Here is a 22016-nt window from a genome sequence, read left to right on the forward strand (position 1 = left end):
GTCACGCACCCGCTCCCGCCATCGCCGGGTGCAGGACGACCTTCGTCCAGCCCTCGTCTCGCTTGTCGAAGTGCTCGTAGGCCTCCGGCGCGCGGTCGAGGGGCAGCTCGTGGCTGACGATGAAGGACGGCTCGGCCTTGCCCGCGGCGATGAGGTCGCGCAGCTGCCGGTTGTACCGCTTGACCGGGGCCTGGCCGCTGCCGATGTGCTGGCCCTTGAACCAGAACATGCCGTAGTCGAAGGCGAGCTTGCCCTGCTTCGCCAGCTCGTCGTTGGCGCCCGGGTCCTGGGGCAGGAAGACGCCGACATTGCCGATCTTCCCGGTGAAGCGTACCGAGGCGACCAGCCGGTTCATCGTCAGGTTGGGCCGCTCCTCGCCGTCGGGCTCGTGCGCCTGGTAGCCGACGCACTCGCAGCCGTTGTCCGCGCCCAGGCCCATCGTCTCGTCGAGCACGGCCTGCACCGGATCGGTCTTGGAGTCGTCGATGGCGATCGCGCCGATCGACTCGGCCAAGCGCAGCCGGTCGGGGTGCCGGTCGACGACCATCACCTTGCTCGCCCCGCGGATGGTCGCCGAGAGGGCGGCCATCAGCCCGACCGGGCCCGCGCCGTAGATGACGGTCTGGTCGCCGGGCCGCACGCCGGCCATCTCCGTGGCGTGGTAGCCGGTCGGGAAGATGTCGGCGAGCATCACGTAGTCGGTCTGGCGCTGCTCGGCGTCCTCCCCGAGCCGCAGGCAGTTGAAGTCGCCCCAGGGCACGCGCAGCAGCTCGGCCTGCCCGCCGCCGTACGGGCCCATGTCGGCGAAGCCGTACGCGGCGCCGGCCAGGTTCGGCTCCGGCTGGGCGGTCAGGCAGTAGTTCGTCAGCTGACGCTCGCAGTTCTTGCAGTGTCCGCACGCGATGTTGAACGGCAGGACGACCCAGTCGCCCTTGCGGACCTTGTCGACGCCGGAGCCGACCTCGGCCACCTGGCCCAGGTTCTCGTGCCCGAACCAGCGGCCCTGCTCGAAGTCGGTCCGGCCCTCGTACATGTGCAGGTCCGAGCCGCAGATGTTCGCCGACGTGATGCGAACCAGGACGTCGGTCGGGCGCTCGATCCGCGCGTCCGGCACATCCTTGACCCTGACCTGCCGTGGCCCCTCGTACACCACTGCCTTCATCGCTGCTTCCCCCTCGTGGACGTCTTCCGCGGCCCCGGATCAGAGCTGAAATGCTCAGGACTCGGCTCTGTGATCGCGCCGTCCAAGCGTTGCTCGGCGTCGCGCCGCGAACCTGACCTGCGGCGAGTGAAGCGGGACTCGGGGATCGGACGAGTGCATCGACGCGGTCGGTCCGCAGGCCGCCCGCGGCGCCCGATCGGGACCCGGTCGCACAGGAGCGCGGCGTCGAGGTCACCCGGGACGACGTCTCACCCGTGAAGGATGGGCACCGTCGCCCCGACCCGGTGAACGCTCGAAAAAACGGGCTGGGTGACCCTGCGCGGCGAGGTCGAGCGGGAGTACGAGCGGCGGGCCGCCGAGCAGGCCGTCCGAACGCGTCGCCCGGTCCGCACCTGGTGTGGTCTCGGCCGACGACCGCGATGTCGTCGGCCGATCATTCCGGAAAGGAGCGTTGTCGTCATGACCGGACCCGGCAACTCCGCAAGCCCGTACCAGAGCAGCGCGATGCCGTTCCGTACGCACGAGCGTCCCGCCACGCCGGACGTCGCCGAGGGCCGGGGCGCTCCGGCCTGGAAGGCCCGGGTGGGTCAGCGGCCGATGGTGACGGTCGCGACGTATCCGGACTACCTGTCCGCGCAGAGCGCCGTGGACCTCCTGTCCGACGAGAAGTTTCCCGTCGACCGCGTGACCATCGTCGGCACCGACGTACGCCTCGTGGAGAAGGTGCTGGGCCGGATGACCACGGCGCGTTCGGCGCTGGCGGGAGCCGGCACCGGCGCCTGGTTCGGCCTGCTGATCGGCATCCTGCTCGGCATCTTCGCCGTCGGTGCCTGGTGGCAGGTCGTCGTGTTCGCCGTCGTCGCGGGGATCGTGTGGGGTGCGGTGTTCGGCGCGTTCGCCCACGCGATGACCGGCGGCCGGCGGGACTTCAGCTCCGCGAGCGCCATCCAGGCGAACACGTACTCGGTGATGGTCGAGGCCGAGTACGCCGACCAGGCGCGGCAGCTGCTCCGCACGCAGGAACGCTGACAACACGTCCGGAACGGGCGGGCGTCCGCACAGGCGGGAGGAGACCGACTCATGGCCAGAGCTGTAGGGATCGACCTGGGCACGACCAACTCGGTGATCGCGGCGTTCGAGGGCGGCCAGGCGACGGTCGTGCCCAACGCGGAGGGCAGCCGCACGACACCGTCGGTAGTCGCCTACACCGACACGGGCGAGCGGCTCGTCGGGCAGTTGGCCAGGCGGCAGGCGGTGCTGAACCCGAAGGGCACGGTGTACTCGGCGAAACGGTTCATCGGCCGCAAGTTCGACGAGGTCGCCGAGGAGATCGCCACGGTGACCTACGACGTCGCGCCGGGTCCCGACGGCATGGTGCGCTTCAAGGTACGCGGCAAGCTGATCTCGCCGGAGGAGGTCTCCGCGCAGATCCTGCGCAAGCTCGCCGAGGACGCCGGCAAGTATCTCGGGGAGAAGGTCACCGAGGCGGTGATCACCGTCCCGGCGTACTTCAACGACGCCCAGCGGCAGGCGACCAAGGACGCCGGCAAGATCGCCGGGCTCGAGGTCCTGCGGATCATCAACGAGCCCACCGCGGCCGCGCTCGCCTACGGGCTGGACAAGAAGGGCCACGAGACGGTCCTCGTGTTCGACCTGGGCGGCGGCACGTTCGACGTGAGCATCCTCGATGTCGGCGACGGTGTGGTAGAGGTGCGCGCCACGGCCGGGGACACCCATCTGGGCGGCGACAACTTCGACCACCGCCTGGTCGACCACCTCGCCGAGGAGTTCAAGCGGGAGCAGGGCATCGACCTGCGCACGGACCCGCAGGCGCTGCAGCGGCTCACCGAGGCCGCCGAGCGGGCCAAGATCGAGCTGTCGTCGGTGACGCAGACGCAGGTGAACCTGCCGTTCATCACCGCCGACGCGAACGGGCCGAAGCACCTCACGGCGACCGTCACGCGCGCCCGGTTCGAGGAGCTGACGCACGACCTGCTCGAGCGGACGATGGGCCCGGTGCGGCAGGCGATGAGCGACGCCAAGGTCACCGCGGACGACCTCGACGAGGTCATCCTCGTCGGCGGTGCGACGCGGATGCCCGCGGTGCAGGCCCTCGTCCGCCGGCTGACCGGCGGCAAGGAACCCAACATGACGGTCAACCCGGACGAGGTGGTCGCGCTCGGCGCGGCGATCCAGGCCGGGGTGCTCAAGGGCGACGTGCGCGACGTCGTGCTGCTCGACGTCACCCCGCTGTCGCTCGGAGTCGAGACCCTGGGCGGGCTCATGACGAAGGTCATCGAGCGCAACACCACCATCCCGACGCGGCGCAGCGAGGTGTTCTCCACCGCGGAGGACAACCAGCCCGCCGTCGACGTCGTGGTGCTGCAGGGCGAGCGGGAACGCGCCGCCGACAACCGGGTCCTCGGCCGGATGCGGCTGGAGAACATCCGTCCGGCCCCGCGCGGCGCGCCGCAGATCGAGGTCACCTACGACATCGACGCCAACGGCATCCTCAACGTCTCCGCCCGGGACAAGGACACGAACGCCGAACAGAAGATCACCATCACCGAGAGCGGCACGCTGGACACTGCCGAGGTCGAACGGCTGGTCCGGGAGGCCGAGCAGCACCGGGCCGAGGACCGGCGGACGCGGGAGGAGGTCGACGCCCGCAACGCGCTGGACAGCATCGCCTACCAGGTCGAGCGCCGCCTGGGCGACCTCGGCGACCAGGTGCCGGAGCACGAGCGCGCCCGCGCCTCGATGCTCGTCGAGGAGGCTCGGCAGGCGGTGCGTGACCGGGCGCCGCTGGAGCGGGCCCGTCAGCTGACCGGTGACCTCCAGCAGGCGCTGTACTCGCTCAGCGCCCAGCCCGCCGGTGCGTCGGCCGGGCAGGGACCCGGCGGGCCGCAGCCGGGCGGGCAGCAATCCGCCGGTGCCCGCGCCGAGGGCAGCGACGACGTCATCGATGCCGACTTCTCCGCGGGGTGAGCCATGACCGAGCCGATCGCATCCGCGCCCCCGACACCGCCGTCCGGCGGCGACGAGGCCGCGGAGCTCACCGATCGTCTGCAGCGGGCGCTCGCGGAGGTGGAGAACACCCGCAAGGCGGCCGACCGGGACACGGCGGCGCTGCGGCTGTCCGAGCGGCTCGCCGTGTCCGCGGCATGGCTACCCGTCCTCGACCACATCGACCTGGCGCTGCGGCACGCCGATGCCGACCCGCAGTCGATCGTCGCCGGCGTGCGGCAGGTACGCGAGCAGGCCGTGCGCGTCCTGTCGCAGCTCGGCTTCGAACCGATCGACGCGCCCGGCGTCCCGTTCGACCCGCGGCGGCACGAGGCGGCCGAGGTGGTCCGGGACACCGGCGCCGAGCCCGGCACGGTGGTGCGGGTGCTGCGGCCCGGGTTCGCGGCCGGGGACCGGCTGCTGCGGCCCGCCACGGTTGTCGTGAGCGCGTTGCCGGAACTGCCCGGCGACGCCGCCACCGGCGCCGGGGACGCCCGAGGGGACGGCGGAGCGGACGGTGTCTGACGGAACCGACTTCTACGAGGTGCTCGGCGTGCCCCGGGACGCCGACGCGGAACAGATCCAGCGCGCGTACCGCACCCTGGCGCGCCGCCACCACCCGGACGTCAACAAGTCCCCAGGTGCGGAGGACCGGTTCAAGCGGATCAACGAGGCCTACGCCGTGCTGTCGGACCCGAAGAGCCGGCGCAAGTACGACCGGTTCGGCGAGGCGTGGCGGCAGGTGCCCGACGACTACGAGCAGGCCGGTGCGCGGGCCGGTGCCCGGGCCGGCGGGGGTGGCGCCGGGTTCGGAGGCTTCGGCGGGTTCGGCGGCCCGCGGGAGTACTCGTCCCGCGCCGGCGGCGGGATCGACGTCGAGGACCTCCTGGAGAGCCTGTACGGTCGGCGGTCCGGGCGGGCGCGCGGCTACGGGCCCTCGCCCGGCGCCGACACCGAGGCCGAGATCACGATCACCGTCGAGGACGCCTACCACGGCGTCCGGCGCCGGTTCACGCTGCCGGGCCGGAACGGGCAGCCGCGGCAGTACGACGTGAACATCCCGGCCGGGGTCACCGAGGGGCAGCGGGTCCGGCTCGCCGGGCAGGGCTCCTCGGGCGCCGGCGGCGGACCCCCCGGCGACCTGTACCTGGTCGTCCACCTGGCGCCGCACCCGCGCTACCACGTCGAGGGCCGTGACATCATCGTGGACCTGCCGGTGGCGCCCTGGGAAGCGGCTCTCGGCGCGGTCGCGCCGATGGAGACGCCCGGCGGGGCCGTTCAGGTGCGGGTGCCCGCGGGCTCGTCGTGCGGGCGGCGTCTGCGACTGCGCGACCGCGGCCTGCCCAACCCCCGCGGCAGACCCGGTGACCTGTTCGCGACGGTCAAGATCGTGGTGCCGGAGCGGCTGCCCGACGAGGAGCGCCGCCTCTTCGAACAGCTGGCGAAGGTGTCCTCGTTCGAACCGCGAGGTGCGTCATGACCTACGCGCTGGTGCGGCCGCGGTACCTGTCGATGGACGACTTCGCCGCCGCCGCCGGGCTGCACCCGGACCTGGTCGCCCGGCTCGCCGCGCTGGGACTGTTGGAGCCGTTCGTGGACGCCCGCGGCATCCGCTGGTTCCGGGCGGCGGACCTGGCCGTCGCGGCGCGGATCCACCGGCTGCATACCGGCCTGCCGCTCAACTACGCCGCCATCGGTGTCGTACTCGACCTGCTCGACCGCATCGACGAACTGGAAGCAACGCTCAGGAGGCGGTCATGGACCTCAACCGGCTGACCGAACGATCTCAGCAAGCCCTCCACGACGCCCAGACCAAGGCCCTGCGCTTCGGCCACCCCGAGGCCGACGGGGAACATCTGCTGCTGGCCCTCATCGACCAGTCCGAGGGAATCGTGCCGCGGCTGCTGGTCGCCATGGGCGGCGACGTCGACCAGGTCCGCGAGCGGGTCGAGGGCGAACTGCGGCGCCGGCCGTCGGTCTCCGGGCCGGGCGCCCAGCCCGGCCAGGTCCTGATCACCCAGCGGCTGGCCCGGTTGCTCCAGACCGCCGAACGCGAGGCGGGCCGGCTCAAGGACGAATACGTCTCCGTCGAGCACCTGATGCTCGCGCTGGTCGACGAGGACACCGGCACGGCCGCCGGCCGGATCCTGCGCGACCTCGGCATCAGCCGGGAGCGACTGCTCACGGCCCTCACCGGCATGCGCGGCTCGCAACGGGTCACCTCCGCCAACCCGGAGGTGGCGTACGAGGCCCTGGAGAAGTACGGCCGGGACCTGGTCGCCGACGCGCGCGCCGGCCGGCTCGACCCCGTCATCGGCCGCGACGAGGAGATCCGCCGCGTCGTACAGATCGTGTCGCGCAAGACGAAGAACAACCCGGTACTCATCGGCGACCCCGGCGTGGGCAAGACCGCGATCGTCGAGGGTCTCGCCCAGCGCATCGTCGACCAGGACGTGCCCGAGGGCCTGCGGGACAAGACGATCTTCGCGCTCGACATGGGCTCGCTCGTCGCCGGGGCGAAGTACCGCGGCGAGTTCGAGGAGCGGCTCAAGGCGGTGCTGTCGGAGGTCAGCGCCGCGGAGGGCACCATCCTGCTGTTCATCGACGAGCTGCACACCGTCGTCGGCGCCGGCGCCACCGAGGGAGCCCTCGACGCCGGGAACATGCTCAAGCCGATGCTCGCCCGCGGTGAACTGCGGATGATCGGCGCGACGACCCTCGCGGAGTACCGCAAGCACATCGAGAAGGACGCGGCCTTCGAGCGGCGGGTCCAGCCGATCCTGGTCGAGGAGCCGACGCCCGAGGACGCCGTCACGATCCTGCGCGGGCTGCGGGAGCGGCTGGAGGTGTTCCACGGGGTGCGCATCCAGGACGGCGCGCTCGTCGCCGCGGTCCAGCTGTCCCACCGGTACATCCCGGACCGCTACCTGCCGGACAAGGCGATCGACCTCGTCGACGAGGCCTGCGCGATGCTGCGCACCGAGATCGACTCCCAGCCGGCGGAGCTGGACGAGGCCGGCCGCCGGCTGATGCGGCTGGAGATGGAGCAGGCCGCACTGTCCAAAGAGGAGGATCCGGCGAGCGTGGCCCGCCGCGACCAGATCCAGCGGGAGGTCGCCGATCTGCGCGCCCAGGTCGACGCGATGCGGGCCCAATGGAACGCCGAACGGCTGGCGATCCGCAAGGTCCAGGCGCTGCGGGAGGACATCGAACGCGTCCGCCGCGATGCCGAGCACGCCGAACGCGCCTACGACCTGGACCGCGCGGCCGAGCTGCGGCTGGGCAGGATGCCCGAGCTGGAGCGCAAGCTGGCGGCCGAGGAGGAGCGGCTCACCTCGAAGCAGGGCGGTCACCGGCTCCTGCGGGAAGTGGTCACCCCGGACGAGATCGCGCAGGTCGTATCCCGATGGACGCACATCCCGACCAGCCGGCTGCTCGAGGGCGAGCGGGAGAAGCTGCTGCACCTCGACGAGCTGCTGCACGAACGGGTCATCGGCCAGGACGAGGCGGTGCAGGCGGTCACCGACGCGATCATCCGGGCCCGCGCCGGCATCCGCAACCCGCGCCGCCCGATCGGGTCGTTCCTGTTCCTCGGCCCCACCGGCGTCGGCAAGACGGAGCTGGCCAAGGCGCTCGCCGAGGCGCTGTTCGACACCGACGAGAACATGGTGCGCCTTGACATGAGCGAGTACCAGGAACGGCACACCGTCGCCCGGCTCGTCGGCGCCCCGCCCGGCTACGTCGGCTACGAGGAGGGCGGCCAGCTCACCGAGGCCGTGCGCCGCCGGCCGTACTCCGTGCTGCTGCTCGACGAGATCGAGAAGGCGCACACCGACGTGTTCAACACCCTGCTGCAGGTGCTCGACGACGGCCGCCTCACCGACTCGCAGGGCCGCACCGTGGACTTCCGCAACACCGTCGTCATCATGACCAGCAACATCGGCTCGCAGTACCTCCTCGAAGGTGTCACCAGCGACGGAGTGCTCACCGACGAGGCGCGCGCCGCGGTCATGACGACACTGCGCGGGCACTTCCGGCCGGAGTTCCTCAACCGCGTCGACGAGACCGTGCTGTTCAAGCCGCTGACCCTGGCCGAGATCGAGCAGGTGGTCGACCTCATGCTCCAGGACCTGCGCGACCGGCTCATGGAGGAGCGCCGCGTCGGGCTGCAGGTCACCGAAGCGGCCCGGCGGCACATCGCGGCCGAGGGCTTCGACCCGGTGTTCGGCGCCCGGCCGCTGCGCCGGTACCTGCAGCGCCAGATCGAGACGCCGATCGCCCGCATCCTGCTGCGGGACGAGATTCGCGACGAGACAGTCATCCGGGTCGACCTCGGCCGGGCCGGTCTGCAGATCGAACCGGTCGGCGCACCGGCCGACGTCGGCGCGGCGCCGTCCTAGGGTGCCCAGCAGCGTCGGCGCCTACCGCGACCACCCGGAAGCACTCGACTACCCGGCGTTCGTCCGTCAGGCCCGGGCCGCCTACGAGTCGCTGCGCGACCAGCCGGCGACCGACCCGCACACGCTCATGGTCGTCGGGCACAGTGAGGGCGCGATGACCGCGCTGCTGCTCGGCGGCCGCGCTCGACGCCCTGCACCGGTTCGCGACGTGCTGAAGGCAATGCCGCCGCGATCTGCCGACGGTCCGGGCGAGTGCTATCCGCCCAGCGCCTTCCTGGCCATTGGTACGAAGCGATCCAGCGCGTACGGGATGCTCAGCGCGGTACCGATGGCGAACGCGCCGGCCAGGTCGGCGTCGCCCCTGCCGAGGGCGGCAACCCGCTCCGGCCGCGCCGTGATCGTGGTGGTGCCGTACCGGTGGTCGACCGAGTTCGGGAACGGTGGTCCCGGCGTGCCGTCGCCACCGGCGACCGAGGGGTGATGCTCGTCGACCACACATCCGCCGAGCCCGGCGCCGGCCAGCACGCCAAGGCCGCCGGCGAGCAGCAGCCGACGGGGGACGGCGCGATTCGTCGCGTGCATAGCGTTCATCTTGCTCTCGAGTGCGAAGCCGCGCCCGCCGCCAACGACTGCGCACCAGCGTTCGCGGGTCCGGGCGGGCCAGCGCCGTAGGTAATTTCGTCAATTCGTCGAGTTATTGCGCCAGCCTGATGCCGAAGCTACGATCGTCGCACCAGATTTACCACGGGCGATCCTGTCGATCACAGGGTTGACCACCCGGGCCCGGTCATGCTCGTTCCGAGTTCCGAGCGCACGAATGGTTGACCCATGAAGCTTCGCGCCATCGCCGCGACCGCCATCGCCACCGCCGCCCTCGTGCCCGCAGTGGCGCCCGCCCAGCCGGCCGCCGCCGGCCCGGCCGACTCCTGCTACGGCTTCACCTACACGTACTCGATCGACAGCACCGCGATCCGGGTGACCGCGAGCAACGCCTGCCCCGGTTCGCCGGCCAGCGCCTACCTGGTCCTGGAGCGCTACAACGGCGCGTCCGGCTACCCGTGGAGCTTCGTCGCGTCGAGCAACGGCTCCCTGACCTACTTCTGCAACGGCACCACGCCCACGACGTACCACGTCGGCCCGATCTTCACCCCGGGCACGAGCGGCTACACCTGGTACGCGTTCACCGCCAACTGCGGCTGAGCCCACCGCGCGGAGCCGCCCCGCGCGTCCGGCGGGGCGGCTCCGCGTGCCTCCCGAGGAAGGTGCCCGACGCCGCGGCAATGACGAGTCGATTCCGGCGTGCAAAAAGTCGGTTGTCGATGGCGAACAATGGCGTACGACTCTCCATTCGGTTGGCGGATAACACAAATTCGGCCTTGATTTGCCATGCCCGAACGCGCATTCTGGCGCCGCTTCATCAATCGGTAATCGGCAATGCATGTTCTTGGCTGAAGGAGATCGGGTATGCGTGGACCGGGTCGTTGGGCGCGGATGGCAGCGCTCACATTCGCGGCGATGCTCGCCGGTGCGCTGCTGCACCCGGCCGCCGCGTCCGCGGAGTCCAACGGGGGCGTGCGGGTGATGCCGCTGGGTGACTCCATCACCGAGGGCACGCAGGTCCCGGGCGGGTACCGCATCGGCCTCTGGCAGCGGCTGGCGGCGGGCGGCTACCGGGTCGACTTCGTCGGCTCGCAGTACAACGGCCCGTCGAGTCTGGGCGATCACGACCACGAGGGCCATCCGGGGTGGCGGATCGACCAGATCGACGCGAACATCGCCGGCTGGCTGCGAAACACCACCCCGCGCACGGTGCTGCTGCACATCGGGACCAACGACATTCTGCAGAACTCGAACGTCTCCGGTGCGCCGGGCCGGCTCTCGACATTGATCGACCACATCGCCGCGGCGGTGCCGGGCGCTGAAATTTTCGTCGCCACGATCATTCCGCTCGCCAACGCCGCCCAGGAGTCGGCGGCGCGGACGTTCAACGCGGCGATCCCCGGCATCGTGCAGAGCAAGGTCAACGCCGGCAAGCACGTGCATCTGGTGGACATGCACAGCGTCGTGAGCACCGCCGAGCTCATCGACGGCGTCCACCCGACGGCCGGCGGCTACGACAAGATGGCCGCGGCCTGGTACAGCGCCCTGCGGTCCGTCCCCGGCAGTCTCGAGACCACCGGCGGCGGCACCGGCTCCGCGCTGGTCGGCGCCGCGTCCGGGCGCTGCCTCGACGTGCCGGGCAGCAACACCGCCAACGGCACCCAGCCGATCATCTGGGACTGCAGCGGCAACGCCAACCAGCGCTGGGCCGCCACCGGGGGCACGTTGCAGGCCCTCGGCAAGTGCCTCGACGCGCCGACCGGTGCCACGGCCGGTGCGCGGGTGCAGATCTGGGACTGCAGCGGCGGCACCAACCAGCAGTGGAGCCTCAACGCCAACGGCACGATCAGCAGCGTCTCGTCCGGTCTGTGCCTCGACGTCTACGGCGCCGCAACCGCCAACAACACACCGGTGGTGCTGTGGACCTGCACGGCCGCCGGCAACCAGCGGTGGAGCCGCTGAGAGGGTCGCCCTGACGATCCAAGCCGCCCGAGGAGGATCCGGGCGCCGGCCACAGTGGACGGTACAGCAGCGCAACCTCACCCTATGACGCCCCGACACCGGCGAGAACCTCGGCGACGGTGTGCGCGCTGACGGCCGCCATCGACCCGTCGGCATGCCGGGTCGCGACCGTGCGCACGTGCTCCTCGGCGGTCCGGGCCAGTCCGTCGTAGACGGCGGCGAAGACGTCCCGGGCCGCCGGCCGGGGCCAGTCCGGCGGCAGTAGCCGGACGGGCAGGCGGGGATCGAGCACGGCGAAGCGGCGGTACGTGTCCATCACCTCGGTGCGGGCGCGTACCGCCTCCGCGCCGCCGACCCGGCCGGCGGCGATGCGGTGCAGCAGCGGCCGCCACCGCCGGACGAACTCGTCGTAGAGCGCGGCGATCGCCGCGATGTCCCAGGCCTGCAGCGGATCGCGCCGGCTGACCGGGCCGAACTCGGCGTGCCGGGCGCGGAACACCGTGATCGCCTCCGGGGCGACCTCGGCGAGCCGGGCCGCGACCGGGTCGGTGAGTGCGTGCGGCGAGATCCACAGCGCGTCGTACAGCGGCGCGTACCCCAGCCAGCGCAGCCGGTTGCGCAGCTCCCGGCGGCGAGCGCGCTCCTGCTGGGGCAGCGAGAACGCGATCAGCGTCCACCACTCGTCCCACGGCTCCGCCCCGGCCGCCGACGACACGATCCACTGACCGCCGGCCGAGAGCTGGCCGGCCGCGGCGGTGGTCAGCCGGTAGGAGCTGTGCCGGCCCTCCCGCCGCCCCTGCAGCACGCCCCGGCGGGCCAGCCGGCTGATCGCCGTGCGGGCGCCCGCCTCACTCACCCCGGACTCGATCAGCAGCGCCACGATGGCGGCCGACGGCAGCCACGCGCGGGTCCGCAGGGTGTAGTCCGCCATCAGCGTCACGGCCAGGCCCTGCGGCGCCGGTCCGGACTGCTGGCGGGGGAGCCGTACCGGCGCGTCGTCGTCCGGAAAGATCTCCTCGATGTCGAACGGGTCGGCCACGGCCCGACTGTAGTGCCTCGGGTGCATGCGGCATCGATTGACACTTATGTGTCCCGGGCGCACACTAAGTGCCGCACGATGGCTTGGGAGCCGCGCCGTGATCCGTCCGACCAGACGAGGAGTAGGCGCATGCGCTTCAGACGGAAACTCCTGCTCGGCCCGGTGGCGTTGCTCGCCTTCGCCGGGCTGACCACGGTCGCGTTGCGGCCCGCGTACGCGGCGACGCTGACCGAGGTCACCAACTTCGGCGCGAACCCGGGCGGCATGCGGATGCATGTGTACGTCCCGGACGCGCGACCGGCCCGCCCGGCGATCGTGGTCGCCATGCACGGCTGCGGCGGCTCCGGCCCGGGTTTCTACTCGGGCAGCGAGTTCGCGAGCCTTGCCGACCGGTACGGCTACATCGTCATCTACCCGACCGCGACGCAGCAGGCCGGCTTCGGCAACTGCTTCGACACCTGGTCCGACGCGGCCAAGCGGCGCGGCGGCGGGAGCGACCCGGTGTCGATCGTGTCGATGGTGACGTACGCGGAGCAGCAGTACGGCGGCGACCCGAACCGGGTCTACGCGACCGGCAGCTCATCCGGCGGCATGATGACCAACGAGATGCTGGCCCTGTACCCGGACGTGTTCAAGGCCGGTGCGGCGTTCATGGGCGTGCCGTTCACCTGCTTCGCCAACGCCGCGGACTATCCGCCCGGCACGAGCCGGTGCACCGGCGGCAGCATGGACCGCACCCCGCAACAGTGGGGCGACGCGGTCCGGCAGGCCTATCCGGGGTACTCCGGGCCGCGCCCGCGGATGCAGTTGTGGCACGGCACCAGCGACACGCTCGTGCCGTACTCGCTGCTGCAGGAGGAGGTCGAACAGTGGACGAACGTGTTCGGCCTGAGCCAGACGCCGACGTCCACGGACACACCGCAGCCGGGCTGGAACCGCCGCCGCTACGCGGATGGCACCGGCACGGTGCAGGTGGAGGCGTACAGCATCCAGGGTGCCGGGCACAGCCTGCCCTCGGCCGGCATGGCCGCGTACGCCATCGCGTTCTTCGGCCTCACCGGCACCGGCGGCCCGTCGGCCTCCAGTCCCCCCGCGTCCAGTCCTCCTGTTTCCAGTCCTCCTGTTTCCAGTCCTCCTGTTTCCAGCCCACCCGTGTCCAGCCCGCCGGTGTCGAGCCCGCCGCCGGGCGGGGCCGCCTGCCGCGTCACGGACACGATCAGCGCCTGGAACACCGGGCTGACCGCGAGCATCACCATCACGAACACCGGTAGCGGCACCGTCAACGGCTGGGCGCTGACCTTCACCCTGCCGTCCGGCCAGGCCATCACCTCGGGCTGGAACGCCCAGTACAGCCCGGCCTCCGGGGCCGTGACCGCACGCAACATGAACTACAACGCCGTGCTCGCACCGGGCGCGTCGACGACGATCGGCTTCCAGGCCACCCACACGGGCAACACCGCCCGCCCGGCGGCGTTCGCCCTCAACGGCGCCGCCTGCACGCTCGGCTGACACCGGACGTTCCGGCCGCGGCGCTGGGTCGCCGCGGCCGGGACCGGCGTTACCGCCGCAGCCGGGCCGCGTCGCTCGGGCCGCCGCGACGGCCCAGCCAGGCGTCGCTGATGTGGGCGAACATCGCGGCGGCGGCGCCCTCCGGGTCGCGGGCGGCGATGCGCTCGTAGATCCGCCGGTGCCCGAGATTCGACGCGATGCACAGCATCCGGTCCGTGCGGCCGACGTACCGCGCGGTGTGCAGCACCTGGCTCACCAGCGCCTTCACCACGGCCCGGGCGATGCGGTTCCCGGACGCATCCATGATCAGGTCGTGGAAGGCGCGGTCGTGCTCCTCGTAGGTGACGTGGTCGTCCACGAGTTCGTCCATCCGCTCGACCGTCGCCCGCATCCGTTCGATGGTCGGCTCGTCCGCCAGCCGCGCCGCGACGTGGGCCATGTCCGACTCGAGCAGGCGGCGGGTGACGACGAGGTCGTCGAGGATCGCCAGGCTCTCGTCCTCGGCCACGGCCGCGCCGAGCACGACCTCGTCGAGCATGTTCCATTTCGACGGGGGCGTCACGACAGTACCGCTGCCCTGGCGGACCTGGACGAGCCCCTTCTCCTGCAGCACCTTCATCGCTTCGCGGATCACCGTGCGGCTGACCGAGAACGTCTCGCACAGGGCCGGCTCTGGCGGTAGCGGCGTGCCGGGCGGATGGACACCGCGCACGATGCGCTCCACCAGCTCCGCGGTGACCGCCCGGCCCAGATTGGCCGGGCGCCGTACCCATGCCGGCGGCGTGACGGCGTGACCGTCCGGCTCGGCCCGGGATGTCGTCATGAATCCTCCGTCGGGCGCGGCGGTCGTGGCACGGCCCGCGGACAGTGTACGACCGCGACCGATCTGATGCTTGCAAACATCATACGTATGCCCTTACATTGCGTCGCAGTGAAATCTTGCGCAACAGGGCCTCACCGACAAGGACGTGCATATGTTGCGAATGAGACAAACCTGCCGCCGCCGGTCCGCCGTGATCAGCACCGCCGCGCTCACCGTCGCGCTCACCCTCGCCGGCTGCGGCAAGTCCGGCGGCACCTCCGAGGGCTCGTACGGCTTTGCGCAGGTCGCCCAGGACGACAAGGCGCCGATCACCGTCTGGGTCGACGCCGACCGGGCGGGCGCGGTGGACGCGTTCAAGAAGGCCAACCCGGACGTGAAGCTCGAGGTCGTCACCTACGACGGGTCGGCGAACGGATCGAACTCCTTCCGGACCAAGATGCAGCTCTTCGACCGCGCCGGCAGCGGGTGGCCCGACGTGGTCTTCTCGAGCCAGAACAACGACGCCGCCTGGGCCAGCCAGGCGACCAACGGCAAACAGGCGTTCGCCGCCGTGCTCGACCACGGGCTCGTGGAGAACAAGACCCTGGCCGACTTCACCGCCGGGGCGCTGAACCCCTGCACCGTCGGCGGCAAGGTGTACTGCCTGCGCAACGACCTGGCCCAGGTGGTGCTCTGGTACGACAAGGCGCTGCTGCAACAGTTCGGCTACACCCTGCCGGCCACGTGGGAGGAGTACCAGGCCCTCGGGGAGCGGGTGGCCCGCGAGCACCCCGGCTACATCGTCGGCAGCGTCGGTGACTCCTTCGCCCCCGAGGTGTACTTCTGGAGCGGCAAATGCCAGGCCAACGGCATCACGGGACCCAAGTCGGTGACGGTGAACACCGGCAGCACCGAGTGCAAGCGGGTCGCGGCCATGCTCGACGTGCTCATCAAGAACGGCACCACCCCCTCGGTCAGCGTCTTCACCCCGGAGTTCGTCAAGTCCTACACCGGCAAGGTGCTCATGATGCCCGGCCCGGCGTGGTACTCGGGCGCCATCTTCAACAACCCGCAGTCGCTCAACGTCCCCAAGGGTGAGCTCGGCGTCGCCGCGCCGCTGCCGTGGCGAGGCGAGGAGGCGGTGACCGGCAACGTGGGCGGCGGCACCTGGTTCATCAGCAGCCACTCGAAGAACCTCAAGGCCGCCGCGAAGTTCGCCGAGTTCGTCACCACCGCCGACGACTACCAGGTCAACCTCGCCCCCGGCTACCCCGCCTACGCGCCGGCCGCGGACAAATGGATCAAGAAGCAGGAGGGCAGCGGCTACTACGCCACCGACCTGCAGCCGCTGATCAAGGCGGGCACCCAGATCTGGAACGGCTGGGGTTCCGGCATCTTCAGCCAGGAGGCGATCTGGGCCAAGACCGTCACCCCGGCCATCGCCGGCGGCAAGAGCCTCGTCGGTCTGCTACCGGAGTGGCAGACGGCCATCAAGAACCAGGCTCAGGTCGACGGATACACGGTCGCATGACGATCGTGCGTGAGGCCGCGCGCCCGGTGGGCGCGCGGCCTCGGTCGACGAGCACGCACCGCGCGATGTCCTACGGGTTCGTGGTGCCCTACACGGTCCTGGCCGCCGTGTTCGGGGTGTTCCCGGCGCTGTACGCCGTGTTCCTCGCATTCACCGACGGCGCGGGCGGCTTCGCCGGCGCGGGCAACTTCGCCAAGGTGTTCGATGACTTCCGGTTCCTGCCGGCAGTGGGTCACGTCGCCACCTTCCTGCTCACCTGGCTGGTCGCCCTGGTCGTGCTGGTCACGTTCCTGGCGATCGTGGTGCACGCGATCCGGGTCCGCTGGCTGAGCCGGGCGCTGCGGCTGGTCTTCTACCTGCCGGGCGCGGTCGCGGGCGCGTCCAGCGTGCTGCTGTGGCTGTTCGTGCTCGACCCGACCGCCAGCCCGGTGGCCGGGCTGCTGCGGCTGGCCGGATTCACCAGCTTCAACCAGGTGATCGCACCCGGCAACCTGCCGCCGATCTTCGCCGTCATCGCCTTCTGGACCGGCGCCGGCGGGTGGATCGTGATCATGTACGGCGCCCTGAACAACATCAGCCCCGACATGATCGAGGCGGCCCGCATCGACGGCGCGAGCACGATTCAGATCGCCTGGCGCATCCAGTTGCCGCTGCTGCGCAAGTGGATCTCGTACATGGGCATCATGTCGCTCGCGGCCGGCACGCAGCTGTTCGTCGAGCCGCAGCTGCTGTCCCAGGCCAGCAACGCCGTCGTGCCCAACGACTACTCGCTCAACCAGCTGGCGTACCTCTACGCGTTCCAGCAGAACGACTTCAACGCCGCGGCCGCCGTCGCGCTGCTGCTGCTGATCATCGCCCTCGCGCTGTCGGCCGTCTTCGTGACGCGCGGCGGGCTGTTCGAGAGGGACTGACATGTCCATGGCGAATCCCCGGCTCAGCGCGGGTACGGCCACCGGCTGGGCCGGCCGGACGATGGTCTCGGTCGTGGTGGCCGTGTTCGTGCTGTTCTTCGCCGTCCCGATCGTCTGGCTGCTGCTGGCGACGACCAAATCGGCCCGGGAGCTGCTCGTCGGCCACCCGTTCCAGCCCGGCGGCATCGCGGATCTGGCCGCGAACTGGCGGGAGCTGCTCGAGTTCCAGGACGGGGCGGTGACCGGCTGGATCGGCAACTCGGCGCTCTACGCGCTCGGCGCCCTGGCCATCACGCTCGTGGTCAGCATTCCCGCCGGCTACGCGCTGGCGATGACCGAGTTCCGGTTCCGCCGATCCCTGCTCGTGCTGACCCTGGTCGTGATGCTGATGCCGAACACCGCGCTGGTCCTGCCGATCTTCCTGGAGCTCAACGTGGTCGGCCTGATCGGCAGCCCGCTGTCGGTCATCCTGCCGATGTCGTTCTTCCCGTTCGGCGTCTACCTCACCTACATCTACTTCTCCACGAGCCTGCCGCGCGACCTGCTCGCCGCGGCCCGCATCGACGGGTGCACCGAGCTGGAGGTGTTCACCCGGATCGCGCTGCCGCTGGCCACGCCGGTCGTGGCGCTGGTCGGGTTCTTCAGCTTCGTGCAGAGCTGGAACAACTTCTTCCTGCCGTTCGTCATGCTGCCGTCCAGCGACGGCTACCCGGTGCAGGTCGGCCTGACCGCGCTGCTCGCCTCGACCCCGGCGTTCAACCCGAGCTCCGCCGGAACCCAGTCCGTGCAGCTGCCGACGCTCGCCCTGGCGACGGTCGTGTCGGTGCTGCCGGTGCTGATCGTCTTCCTGTTCGCGCAGCGCTTCCTGGTCGCGGGCATGACGGCGGGCGGCACCAAGGAGTGAGCGCCAACCATGCCGACAAGGAGCGTTTGTGAAAGTCACCGGGTATCGGAGCCTGACCACCCAGCACGACTGGGGCCGGCTCATCGGGGACGTCAACGGCGTGATGGCCGGGCCCCGCACCGACGTGCACGTGCTGATCCTGGAGACCGACGCCGGGCTGGAGGGCCTGGGCATCGGCGCCCACGGTGACATCGACCGCGTCTTCGGTGCCGTGGAGGGCGAGGATCCGAGGGCCGTGTCGGTCCTCTACGACCGGATGCTCGCGCGGGTGTTCAAGAACGGGCACAACGGTGCGACCTTCGGCGCGATCGGCGCGATCGACATGGCGCTGTGGGACCTCAAGGCCAAGGCGATCGGCGAGCCGCTCTGGCGCACCCTCGGCGGCCGCGACCGGTTCGTCCCCGGCTACGCCTCGGGGCTGGACATCGCGCTGGACGACGACGACCTCGTCGCACTCTACGAGCGCTTCACGGAACGGGGCTTCCGCGCGGCCAAGCTCAAGGGCGGCCGCGACCTCGATCACGATCTGCGCCGGCTGGAGGCCGTCCGCGACGTGCTGCGGCGCAACACGACGCGGCCCGCCCTGATGTTCGACGCGAACGAGTCGTGGCACCGCTCGCAGGCCGTTCGCTTCGTCACCGCGCTGGAGCAGCGGGTGGACCTCACCTGGATCGAGGAACCGGTCCGCCGCTGGGATGCCGCGGGGCTGGCCTCCGTGCGCCGGGGCGTGCGCGCCGCCGTCGCCACCGGGGAGAACCTCACCGGCCTCGAACAGTACCGGCCGTTGCTGGACGCCGACGCGGTCGACGTCGTCCAGGCGGGCAACGTCTGGGGCATCACGCACTTCCTCCGCGTGGCCGCCGTGGCGCACGGCCGCGATCTGCCGGTGAGCCCGGTGGCCCATCACGGGAACCCTCTGGCCCACGCCGCTGTCGCGGTGCCGAACCACCTCACCTCCGAGGTCCAGGATCTGGTCGCACCGATCGGCCTGCAGGTCGACCAGGAGTTCCAGGACGGCGGGATCGTCCTCGGCGACGAGCCGGGCCTGGGGATCCGGGTCGACGAGGCGTGGATTCAGCAGGCCCAGGCCGCCGATCCGCCGGCCGCGACGGCCGGCCCGCATGTCCGGCCCGCCCGGGCCGGGCTGCGGCTGGTGCCGGACGCCGGCGGAGAGGAACGCTAGGCCGGCTCGATCAGCCCGGCGGCGCGCAGCGCCGGCCAGAGCGCGTCCGGCACGACGGCCGCGGTACGGTGGACCGTTTCGGTCACCTCCGCCGGGCTGCGCAGGCCGACCACGGTCGAGACCACCGCCGGATGGCCGCGCACGAAGGCGAGCGCGGCCTCCGGCAGGCTGACGCCGTGCTCGGCGCAGATCGCCGCGATGCGCCGGGCCCGCTGGAGCAGTTCGGCCGGGGCCGGCCGGTAGTCGTAGGTGGCGTCGTCCGGGGGCCGGTCCCGGGCCAGCAGCCCCGAGTTGTAGACGCCCGCGATGACGACGCCGACCCGGCGCTGCCGCGCGGCCGGCAGGAGGTCCTGCGCGGCGCCCTGCTCCAGCAGCGTGTAACGGCCCGCGCACATGACCAGGTCGACGTCCGTCTCCCGTACGAAGCGGGCGAGCATCGCCGACTGGTTCATGCCGGCGCCGATGGCCCCGATGACGCCCTGGTCGCGCAGGTCAGCGAGGGCGGGCAGGGCCTCCGTGGCCGCCTGGTGCCAGTGTTCGTCCGGATCGTGCAGGTACACGACGTCGAACCGGTCCAGGCCGGAACGCCGCAGGCTCGCCTCCAGCGAGCGGCGGACGCCGTCGCGGCTGAAGTCCCAGACCCGGCGGTGGCTCGCCGGCACGTCGAAGCCCTCGGGGTCGCGGCGGTGCGCGGTCTCGGGTGTGGGCACGAGCAGCCGGCCGACCTTCGTCGACACCACGTAGGTGTCACGCGGCCGGTCGCGCAGCGCCGCGCCCAGGCGGCGTTCGGACAGGCCGAGCCCGTAGTGCGGCGCGGTGTCGAAGTACCGCACGCCGGCGTCCCAGGCGGCGTCGACCGCCGCGGCGAACGTCTCGTCGCTCGTGGCGTGGTAGAGGTTCCCGCCCTGGGCGGCACCGAACCCGAGAGCGGTGAACCGCATCGCCGGGCGGCGGGGGAGGGCCACGGCGGTCACGCCGCGGCCCGGCTGCCGGTCACCGGCCGAGCCAGCCGCCGTCGACCGGCAGCACCACGCCGTTGACGTAGTCGGACGCCGGTGCGGCCAGGAACACGGTGGCGCCGGCCAGGTCGTCGGGCCGGCCCCAGCGCCCGGCCGGGATGCGGTCGAGGATCGACCGGTTGCGGACCGGGTCGTCGCGCAGCGCCCGGGTGTTGTCGGTGGCGATGTACCCGGGGGCGATCGCGTTGACGTTCACGCCGTGGGCGGCCCACTCGTTGGCCAGTGCCTTGGCCAGCCCGGCCACGGCCGACTTCGCGGCCGTGTAGCCCGGCACGTTGATGCCACCCTGGAAGCTCAGCAGCGAAGCGGTAAAAATGATCTTTCCCCGGCCGCGCTCCAGCATCGTCTTGCCGATGGCCCGGGTCAGGACGAACTGGCTGCGCAGGTTCACCTCGAGGACCTGGTCCCAGAGCTCGTCCGGATGCTCGGCGGCGGGTGCGCGCGCGATCGTGCCCGCGTTGTTCACGAGGATGTCGACCGGGCCGTGCCGGTCGAGCTCGCCGACCAGCCGGTGCACGGACGCGCGGTCGGCGAAGTCGGCGCGCAGGGCGGTGAAGTCGCGCCCGGCCGCGCGCACCCGGCGCTCGACCTCGCTGCCGGTCGGCTCGAGCTGTGCGGAGACGCCGATGACGTCGGCCCCGGCCCCGGCCAGTGCTTCGGCCATGGCCAGTCCGATGCCCCGCCGCGCGCCGGTGACGAGCGCCCGCCGCCCGGTCAGGTCGAACAGCCCGCTCACCGGGCCGGCTCCCGCCAGTCGAGCAGCACCTTCATGACCCGGCCGCCGGACTCCAGGGCGGCGAAGGCGTCGCCGACCGCCTCGACCGGCTCGATCCGCGAGATCAGCCGGGCCGCGGGAACGGCGCCCGATTCGATGAGCCGGATCGCGTGCACCACGTCCTCGCGCTGGTACAGCCGGGCCCCGAACAGCTCCAATTCGCGCCAGAAGATCCGGTGCAGGTTCACGGGCCGCGGCTGCGCGTGGATGGCCACCATGACCAGGCGCCCCCGGGTGGTGAGCACGTCGACGGCGGTCGAGACGCCCTCGGCGGAGCCGGAGACCTCGAAGGCGATGTCGGCCCCGGCGCCGCCGGTGCGCTCCTGGACGAAACCGACCGCGTCGCCGGCCCGCGGGTCCAGGGCCTCGATGCCGAGCTCGGCCGCCACGGACCGGCGGAACGGGTCGGGCTCCAGCAGCACCACATGGGCGTCGTGCCGCTGGGCGACGAGCGCGATCAGCGTGCCGATCGGACCGCCGCCGATCACGACCACGTGGTCACCGCCGGCGACGTTCGCCCGCCGCACGTCGTGCACCGCCACCGCGACCGGTTCGACCAGCGCGGCGTGGTCGAGCGGCAGGTCGCCGGGCAGCGGCAGGACGAGGTCGGCCGGCACGTTCCACACGGACTGCATGGCACCGGGGGAGTCGATGCCGAGGAACCGCATCGCGTGGCAGATGTGGGTGTTGCCGCGCCGGCAGGCGTGGCAGTGCCCGCACGAGCGGGTGGGCATCACCGTGACCGGCTGGCCGGCCGGCCAGCCGTGGACATCCGGCCCGACCGCGTCGATCCAGCCGGACATCTCATGGCCGATCACGGCGGCCGGGCCGACCCGGGCGTCCATGTCCCCGTGGAGGATGTGCAGGTCGGTGCCGCAGATGCCGGTGTAGGCCACCGCGATGCGAACCTCGCCGGGGCCGGGGTCCTGGACCGAGCGGCGCTCGACCGTGAGCCGGCGCGGGGCGTGATACACGACTGCTCTCATCGATCCCCTGCTCATCCTTCACGTCGACCGGGCGGGGTGCGGGCGGGCGGTCGCCACGCGTCGGAAACGTAACTCGTATGATGTTTGCCGTCAACTGGTCCCGCGCTTCGGTGCCGCGACGACTCCCGTCGGCGGGGCGGGACAACGCAAACGATCCGGGACGCATCTCTCGTACGAAAAATGTTATGACGGGAATCCATTTCCGGTCTCTGTGAGGCAATGGCGCG

20 protein-coding genes are annotated in these 22016 nt (G+C 71.5%); 13 read left to right on the forward strand and 7 right to left on the reverse strand.

Annotation, left to right across the window (positions count from 1 at the left end; genetic code table 11):
• Position 1: 1 nt before the first annotated feature.
• Entirely contained in the window at positions 2–1162 is a 1161-nt protein-coding gene (locus tag ACQP1P_RS21590; RefSeq protein WP_433088784.1) for a glutathione-independent formaldehyde dehydrogenase, read from the reverse strand.
• Between the two features lie 459 nt (positions 1163–1621).
• Between ACQP1P_RS21590 and ACQP1P_RS21595 the strand changes: the two genes are divergently transcribed.
• Genes ACQP1P_RS21595 through clpB form a run of 6 tightly spaced genes read left to right on the forward strand, consistent with a single transcriptional unit; the run spans position 1622 to position 8568 of the window.
• On the forward strand, positions 1622–2191 hold the full coding sequence (locus tag ACQP1P_RS21595) for a general stress protein (protein WP_433088785.1): 570 nt from the start codon (positions 1622–1624) through the stop codon (positions 2189–2191).
• Between the two features lie 51 nt (positions 2192–2242).
• A complete protein-coding gene (gene dnaK / locus ACQP1P_RS21600) occupies positions 2243–4150 on the forward strand; it encodes a molecular chaperone DnaK (protein ID WP_433088787.1) in 1908 nt (635 codons plus the stop codon).
• Between the two features lie 3 nt (positions 4151–4153).
• Positions 4154–4693, forward strand: coding sequence for a nucleotide exchange factor GrpE (locus tag ACQP1P_RS21605; RefSeq protein WP_433088789.1), 540 nt, complete (start codon positions 4154–4156; stop codon positions 4691–4693).
• Positions 4686–5648, forward strand: coding sequence for a DnaJ C-terminal domain-containing protein (locus ACQP1P_RS21610; protein ID WP_433088791.1), 963 nt, complete (start codon positions 4686–4688; stop codon positions 5646–5648). The genes ACQP1P_RS21605 and ACQP1P_RS21610 overlap by 8 nt, the downstream gene beginning before the upstream one ends.
• The gene (locus tag ACQP1P_RS21615; RefSeq protein ID WP_433088793.1) at positions 5645–5944 is read left to right on the forward strand and encodes a chaperone modulator CbpM; all 300 of its coding nucleotides are present in this window, start codon (positions 5645–5647) and stop codon (positions 5942–5944) included. The genes ACQP1P_RS21610 and ACQP1P_RS21615 overlap by 4 nt, the downstream gene beginning before the upstream one ends.
• The gene (clpB, locus tag ACQP1P_RS21620) at positions 5926–8568 is read left to right on the forward strand and encodes an ATP-dependent chaperone ClpB (RefSeq protein WP_433088795.1); all 2643 of its coding nucleotides are present in this window, start codon (positions 5926–5928) and stop codon (positions 8566–8568) included. The genes ACQP1P_RS21615 and clpB overlap by 19 nt, the downstream gene beginning before the upstream one ends.
• Before the next feature lie 255 nt (positions 8569–8823).
• Here the strand turns inward: clpB and ACQP1P_RS21625 are convergent, their stop codons facing one another.
• Positions 8824–9150, reverse strand: coding sequence for a hypothetical protein (locus ACQP1P_RS21625; protein WP_433088797.1), 327 nt, complete (start codon positions 9148–9150; stop codon positions 8824–8826).
• A 246-nt stretch (positions 9151–9396) separates the two neighbouring features.
• Between ACQP1P_RS21625 and ACQP1P_RS21630 the strand changes: the two genes are divergently transcribed.
• Together ACQP1P_RS21630 and ACQP1P_RS21635 are read left to right on the forward strand one after the other, a co-directional pair.
• Entirely contained in the window at positions 9397–9768 is a 372-nt protein-coding gene (locus tag ACQP1P_RS21630) for a hypothetical protein (protein ID WP_433088799.1), read from the forward strand.
• 291 nt (positions 9769–10059) lie between these two features.
• Positions 10060–11130: a ricin-type beta-trefoil lectin domain protein gene (locus ACQP1P_RS21635; RefSeq protein ID WP_433088801.1), complete on the forward strand. Its 1071-nt coding sequence runs from the start codon at positions 10060–10062 to the stop codon at positions 11128–11130.
• 82 nt (positions 11131–11212) lie between these two features.
• Here the strand turns inward: ACQP1P_RS21635 and ACQP1P_RS21640 are convergent, their stop codons facing one another.
• Positions 11213–12169, reverse strand: a complete 957-nt coding sequence (locus ACQP1P_RS21640) for a PaaX family transcriptional regulator (RefSeq protein ID WP_433088803.1) — start codon at positions 12167–12169, stop codon at positions 11213–11215.
• A gap of 129 nt (positions 12170–12298) precedes the next feature.
• Between ACQP1P_RS21640 and ACQP1P_RS21645 the strand changes: the two genes are divergently transcribed.
• On the forward strand, positions 12299–13678 hold the full coding sequence (locus tag ACQP1P_RS21645; protein WP_433088805.1) for an extracellular catalytic domain type 1 short-chain-length polyhydroxyalkanoate depolymerase: 1380 nt from the start codon (positions 12299–12301) through the stop codon (positions 13676–13678).
• Positions 13679–13727: 49 nt separating this feature from the next.
• Here ACQP1P_RS21645 and ACQP1P_RS21650 read toward each other — a convergent pair whose 3' ends face one another.
• Entirely contained in the window at positions 13728–14501 is a 774-nt protein-coding gene (locus ACQP1P_RS21650) for a FadR/GntR family transcriptional regulator (RefSeq protein WP_433088807.1), read from the reverse strand.
• 160 nt (positions 14502–14661) lie between these two features.
• Between ACQP1P_RS21650 and ACQP1P_RS21655 the strand changes: the two genes are divergently transcribed.
• From ACQP1P_RS21655 to ACQP1P_RS21670, 4 genes are read left to right on the forward strand one after another with little or no spacing between them, the layout of a single operon-like run.
• Positions 14662–16011, forward strand: a complete 1350-nt coding sequence (locus ACQP1P_RS21655; protein WP_433088809.1) for an ABC transporter substrate-binding protein — start codon at positions 14662–14664, stop codon at positions 16009–16011.
• The gene (locus ACQP1P_RS21660) at positions 16008–16922 is read left to right on the forward strand and encodes a carbohydrate ABC transporter permease (RefSeq protein WP_433088811.1); all 915 of its coding nucleotides are present in this window, start codon (positions 16008–16010) and stop codon (positions 16920–16922) included. Before ACQP1P_RS21655 ends, ACQP1P_RS21660 begins: the two co-directional genes overlap by 4 nt.
• Before the next feature lie 7 nt (positions 16923–16929).
• Complete coding sequence (locus tag ACQP1P_RS21665; protein ID WP_433088813.1) at positions 16930–17826, forward strand: carbohydrate ABC transporter permease; 897 nt, start codon at positions 16930–16932, stop codon at positions 17824–17826.
• A gap of 28 nt (positions 17827–17854) precedes the next feature.
• Positions 17855–19009 (forward strand): mandelate racemase/muconate lactonizing enzyme family protein, encoded by a 1155-nt coding sequence (locus ACQP1P_RS21670; protein WP_433088815.1) that lies wholly within the window; start codon positions 17855–17857, stop codon positions 19007–19009.
• On the opposite strand, the gene ACQP1P_RS21675 is transcribed toward ACQP1P_RS21670, so the two are convergent.
• From ACQP1P_RS21675 to ACQP1P_RS21685, 3 genes are read right to left on the reverse strand one after another with little or no spacing between them, the layout of a single operon-like run.
• Complete coding sequence (locus tag ACQP1P_RS21675; protein ID WP_433088817.1) at positions 19006–19974, reverse strand: aldo/keto reductase; 969 nt, start codon at positions 19972–19974, stop codon at positions 19006–19008. The two genes, ACQP1P_RS21670 and ACQP1P_RS21675, sit on opposite strands and share 4 nt — an antisense overlap.
• A 28-nt stretch (positions 19975–20002) precedes the next feature.
• Positions 20003–20764, reverse strand: coding sequence for a 2-dehydro-3-deoxy-D-gluconate 5-dehydrogenase KduD (gene kduD / locus ACQP1P_RS21680; protein ID WP_433088819.1), 762 nt, complete (start codon positions 20762–20764; stop codon positions 20003–20005).
• Positions 20761–21789 (reverse strand): zinc-dependent alcohol dehydrogenase, encoded by a 1029-nt coding sequence (locus ACQP1P_RS21685; protein WP_433088821.1) that lies wholly within the window; start codon positions 21787–21789, stop codon positions 20761–20763. The genes kduD and ACQP1P_RS21685 overlap by 4 nt, the downstream gene beginning before the upstream one ends.
• Positions 21790–22016: the final 227 nt, after the last annotated feature.

This window comes from Dactylosporangium sp. CA-052675, from assembly GCF_050947935.1.
GTDB lineage: Bacteria > Actinomycetota > Actinomycetes > Mycobacteriales > Micromonosporaceae > Dactylosporangium.

Bases quoted from the DNA above. Each gene is read 5' to 3' on its own strand.
- ACQP1P_RS21645 (WP_433088805.1), top strand. From the start codon at position 12,299: ATGCGCTTCAGACGGAAACTCCTGCTCGGCCCGGTGGCGTTGCTCGCC.
- ACQP1P_RS21650 (WP_433088807.1), bottom strand. From the start codon at position 14,501: ATGACGACATCCCGGGCCGAGCCGGACGGTCACGCCGTCACGCCGCCG.
- ACQP1P_RS21595 (WP_433088785.1), top strand. From the start codon at position 1,622: ATGACCGGACCCGGCAACTCCGCAAGCCCGTACCAGAGCAGCGCGATG.
- ACQP1P_RS21655 (WP_433088809.1), top strand. From the start codon at position 14,662: ATGAGACAAACCTGCCGCCGCCGGTCCGCCGTGATCAGCACCGCCGCG.
- ACQP1P_RS21590 (WP_433088784.1), bottom strand. From the start codon at position 1,162: ATGAAGGCAGTGGTGTACGAGGGGCCACGGCAGGTCAGGGTCAAGGAT.
- ACQP1P_RS21630 (WP_433088799.1), top strand. From the start codon at position 9,397: ATGAAGCTTCGCGCCATCGCCGCGACCGCCATCGCCACCGCCGCCCTC.
- clpB (WP_433088795.1), top strand. From the start codon at position 5,926: ATGGACCTCAACCGGCTGACCGAACGATCTCAGCAAGCCCTCCACGAC.
- dnaK (WP_433088787.1), top strand. From the start codon at position 2,243: ATGGCCAGAGCTGTAGGGATCGACCTGGGCACGACCAACTCGGTGATC.
- ACQP1P_RS21685 (WP_433088821.1), bottom strand. From the start codon at position 21,789: ATGAGAGCAGTCGTGTATCACGCCCCGCGCCGGCTCACGGTCGAGCGC.
- ACQP1P_RS21615 (WP_433088793.1), top strand. From the start codon at position 5,645: ATGACCTACGCGCTGGTGCGGCCGCGGTACCTGTCGATGGACGACTTC.
- ACQP1P_RS21625 (WP_433088797.1), bottom strand. From the start codon at position 9,150: ATGCACGCGACGAATCGCGCCGTCCCCCGTCGGCTGCTGCTCGCCGGC.
- ACQP1P_RS21635 (WP_433088801.1), top strand. From the start codon at position 10,060: ATGGCAGCGCTCACATTCGCGGCGATGCTCGCCGGTGCGCTGCTGCAC.
- ACQP1P_RS21660 (WP_433088811.1), top strand. From the start codon at position 16,008: ATGACGATCGTGCGTGAGGCCGCGCGCCCGGTGGGCGCGCGGCCTCGG.
- ACQP1P_RS21665 (WP_433088813.1), top strand. From the start codon at position 16,930: ATGGCGAATCCCCGGCTCAGCGCGGGTACGGCCACCGGCTGGGCCGGC.
- ACQP1P_RS21605 (WP_433088789.1), top strand. From the start codon at position 4,154: ATGACCGAGCCGATCGCATCCGCGCCCCCGACACCGCCGTCCGGCGGC.